This is a genomic window from Syntrophorhabdaceae bacterium, assembly GCA_028698615.1.
In the GTDB taxonomy this organism is placed as follows: Bacteria; Desulfobacterota; Syntrophorhabdia; order Syntrophorhabdales; family Syntrophorhabdaceae; genus Delta-02.
In genome coordinates this window covers 1-3,674 of sequence record JAQVWF010000105.1, presented here as the reverse complement: position 1 = coordinate 3,674, position 3,674 = coordinate 1, and the positions used below count along the sequence as shown (strand labels likewise).

General features: G+C 54.9%; 4 protein-coding genes. All 4 read right to left on the bottom strand.

The features are described 5' to 3' along the window. Positions 1-362 (bottom strand): cytochrome c3 family protein (locus tag PHC90_14775; protein MDD3847610.1); only part of this gene is annotated, 362 nt, incomplete at its 3' end. Between the two features lie 19 nt (positions 363-381). Continuing rightward, positions 382-1,935, bottom strand: a complete 1,554-nt coding sequence (locus tag PHC90_14770) for a flavocytochrome c (GenBank protein MDD3847609.1) — start codon at positions 1,933-1,935, stop codon at positions 382-384. Positions 1,936-2,100: 165 nt separating this feature from the next. Beyond that, positions 2,101-2,679, bottom strand: a complete 579-nt coding sequence (locus PHC90_14765) for a hypothetical protein (GenBank protein MDD3847608.1) — start codon at positions 2,677-2,679, stop codon at positions 2,101-2,103. A gap of 121 nt (positions 2,680-2,800) precedes the next feature. Continuing rightward, complete coding sequence (locus tag PHC90_14760) at positions 2,801-3,628, bottom strand: AAA family ATPase (GenBank protein MDD3847607.1); 828 nt, start codon at positions 3,626-3,628, stop codon at positions 2,801-2,803. Positions 3,629-3,674: the final 46 nt, after the last annotated feature.

Genomic DNA, 3,674 nt, shown 5'->3' with positions numbered 1-3,674 from the left:
GTCAGGCACTGTCTGTCATTGACCTCTTCAGGTTTTTTTGCCTTTCCGTGACATTTTTCGCAGGTTATGCCCCTGAGCTGATGGAGATGGCTGGCCGGCAGCTTCCCCTGCAGCTTTTGCGGACCTGCCTTCTCGTGGCAGCCGAGACAGTCTTTGTAGGCCATGTCCTTCGTATTGACATGGGACGGCGAAAAAACCTTCTCCTCCCCGTGGCAGGCTGTGCAGCTGCCCGGCTTTGCCGATGTCACCTGCTTTGGCGCGGCAAGAGAGGTGCCGACGTAGATGAAAAGCGCTGCAAGAGCCAGACCGACAACAACGAGCCAACCGGGAGACAACCCGGTGATGCCATGTTTGCCTGTCATTTTTCTTCCTCCTCTATCTTCAGCCCCATGCCGTCTCTTTGGCCGCGCTCTTGCCGGCAATTCGCCCGAAGACAATACAGTCCGCCATGGCGACCCCTCCAAGACGCACGGCGCCATGTATCCCGCCCGTGACCTCACCCGCGGCATAGAGCCCCTTCAAGGGTTTAAGGTCAAAACCAAAGACCTGGGCGTTCTTATCGATGACCAATCCGCCCATGGTGTGATGGACCTTCGGCCAGAGCCGGGCCGCGTAAAAAGGCGCAGTGACCGTCGGTTTGGCATCAGGGAATATCATGCAGGCAAAATCGTCATCTTTCTTCTTCTCGACAAAGGTGTTCCAGCGGACGATCTCCTCCTGAAAGACCTTGAGGGGAATATTGTAATTCTTTGCCAGCGCTTCCAGGGTGTCGAATTTCTTTACTGCCCCGCTCTGTATGCCTTTTTCCAGGGCCTTCGGAAATACCTGCTTGGGCACGGCATAGGAGTCACCCATGATGATGACGGGATGGCCAAGGAGGATGATGGCGTCGGCCCTTTCCTTTCGGTTTCCCGTTTCCTTGAAGAAACGTTTTCCCTTCGCGGGATCGATCATTGGCCCATAGCCGACGAGGCGTTCGCAAAAGAGAGGAACGTGGCCGAACCCCTTCTCATCGGGGCTTGTCCAGGGACCAAGCTGTATCCAGTCCATCTGGACATCCATTGCTCCTGCCACGCAGGCGGCAAGCAATGCCTCGCCCGTTGCACCCGGCTGGTTCGTCGATTCGAATTTCTCGGTGAGTCTGGGGTCCTCGATCCGACGCAGCGCGATATCGTTGGAAAAACCACCCGAGGTCAGAATGACCGCTTTGCGGGCCTTGATGTATGCCGTTTTCCCCGATCTCTCATCGGGGTACCTATACCCCGTCCGAACCTCAATGCCGACTATCCTCCCATCCTTGTTCGCTATCATGCGCTCCATCTTCGTGCGGGTCCTGACTTCCACACCGAGTCCCCTGGCCCTGGCGAGCATCTTGTTGACCAGTTCCGATCCCGAGGCGTTGACGGTCTGGTTGGCCCTTTTCACCGAATGGCCACCATGAAAGTTGAGCCGTGTGAATTTGGCCCCCACGTAGCTCTCGCACCATTCCAGAGCACCTCCGGCCTGGTCGGCAAGAACCCTTGCCAGTTCGGGATTGTTCAGGTAGAGTCCCGCCTTCATCATGTCGTTGTACATGAGGTCCGGAGAGTCCTGAACCCCGGCTTCCTTCTGGAGCCTCGTTCCAGGAGCGCAAAAATCACCGCCGTTGATGATCGAATTGCCGCCGTAGACGGGCATCTTTTCGATGACCACCGCGCTGGCCCCCGCGTTTTTTGCCTCGATCGCCGCGGCAAGACCCGCAAACCCGCTGCCGATAATGACCACATCATAGGTCTGGTTCCACTTCCTCGGCAGGGTGCCTGCTGCCGCCGTTCCCTCCCGGGCATCAACCGCAACGCCTCCCGCGGCCATCCCGGCAACCGCGGCCGCGCCGCCCGCGGATTTTAAGAAACTACGCCTTGTCAAACCTTTCTTCTGTCCATCATCATTGCTCATGAAAACCTCCTGTGGCTTGTGGGCGCTTGGTCTCAAGAACAGCGCTCATCATGTGTGCTCAACAAAAGGAGCCTATGCAATTATATCCGTAAATTGTCAAAAGAAGAAGGGGTAACACCTTCGAAGGCGTTACCCCTGTTATATTAGTTACTTCCGGAGGCCGAATCAGCCAGCCATTTTCTTCCTGAAAATGAACGCTCCGACAAGACCCACGCCAAGAAGCCAAACGCTGGGAGGCAACGGCACAGGGTTGCGGTTGTAGTTGGGCAGGTTCGTGGGATCCAAAGCAACCCAACCCGAACCCTGGGTGATGTTCACCTGACCGTCCACGATGGCCAAGCTGATCCCAAATGCGACCTTGTTCTTCTTGCCGTACACCAGGTAGTCGAGGCGGAACTCGCTCGGAGCATCCCCGCTGAACAGGAGAGTCCAGTACAAGTCCTGCAAGGCCTTCTTTCCTTCCATTAAAACATAGGTGGGGTTCACCAAAGTCGCGGTCCAGGTGCCCAGGTTCTTAGTGCTACTGGACGTCAGGTTTGTCGCTCCCGCACCCGTAAAGGCCACCCCCGGGCTGTCGTAAACGAAGACTTCGACCTTTGATATGTCGGTGTGTTGATTACTGTCCGGGTAGTACCCGTTATCGCCGAAGCTGAGACTAAAATCGGCGTGGGCCATAACGGGTACAAATAACAGGCACAAACCAACGAAAGCTGACAGCACCAAGTATTTGTTATTCTTTCTCATGGCAACCTCTATTGTAACGTTCATTTCCTTTCACATGTACAATATAAGTCCTAAACAGCGTAATGTCTGTGATATATATCGCATTTTTCAGTAAAAACCTTAAGAAAGCCGGATTTTGCTCTCACTCCTCATGGGCCTGTTTGCCTTCCTGCCTGTTCAAAACAAAACCGATCACCTTCTCCTGGGGGATGAGCTCAATGGCCTTTTTCACTTCGTCGATGGGGGTAACCCCTGACTGGACAACCACAATGACGTAATCCACAAGGGACACGAAGTCAAGGGTATCAGCGCCGCTCAGGATGGGTGGCACGTCAAAGAAAACGTACCGGTCGGGATAGCGCGTCTTCATCTCATTCACAAGCTCTTTCATCCGCGTTGATCTGACAAGCTCCGCACTCTCGCTGATGGACCTGCCCCCGGATATGAGCGTCAGCTTGTCGATGCCCGGCCAGATCATGAGTTCAGAAAGTGGCGTGTCATCGACAAGATGGTCTATCAGGCCCTTGTCGCTCGCAAAACCGAGTGTCTTGTGGATGGCCTGCTGTTTCAGGTCCCCGTCAACAAGCAAGACAGTCTGCTCAAAAAGCTTGGCAAAGGTGAAGGCAAGATTGATGGCGGTAAGGGTCTTCCCCTCGCCAGGCAATGCGCTGGTGATCATGATGGTATTGCCGCCGTTCTCCTTTGTGCATTGGAGTATCTGGGTCCGCAGCACCTTGTAGACCTCGGCCTCCCGGGCATAGGGAAATATTCCCACACAACGGTTGTCAGCCAGCACGGCCGGATCGAGGTGCACCGTTCGCGACTTGCTGTAGTTCGGGGACACCCATCCGGCATTTTCTTTTTCCTTCTGCGTGAACTCCTGGGATATCGCCTCCACGGGAATGATCTCCTCGGCAGGCATCTTCCCCCAGAATCCTTTCACCTTTCCGACGATACCTTTTAAAGTCACTCATCCCTCCTTACAATAGAAAACCGTTCCATGTCTCAGGTCTCAT

Bases quoted from the DNA above. Each gene is read 5' to 3' on its own strand.
- PHC90_14770 (MDD3847609.1), bottom strand. From the start codon at position 1,935: ATGAGCAATGATGATGGACAGAAGAAAGGTTTGACAAGGCGTAGTTTC.
- PHC90_14765 (MDD3847608.1), bottom strand. From the start codon at position 2,679: ATGAGAAAGAATAACAAATACTTGGTGCTGTCAGCTTTCGTTGGTTTG.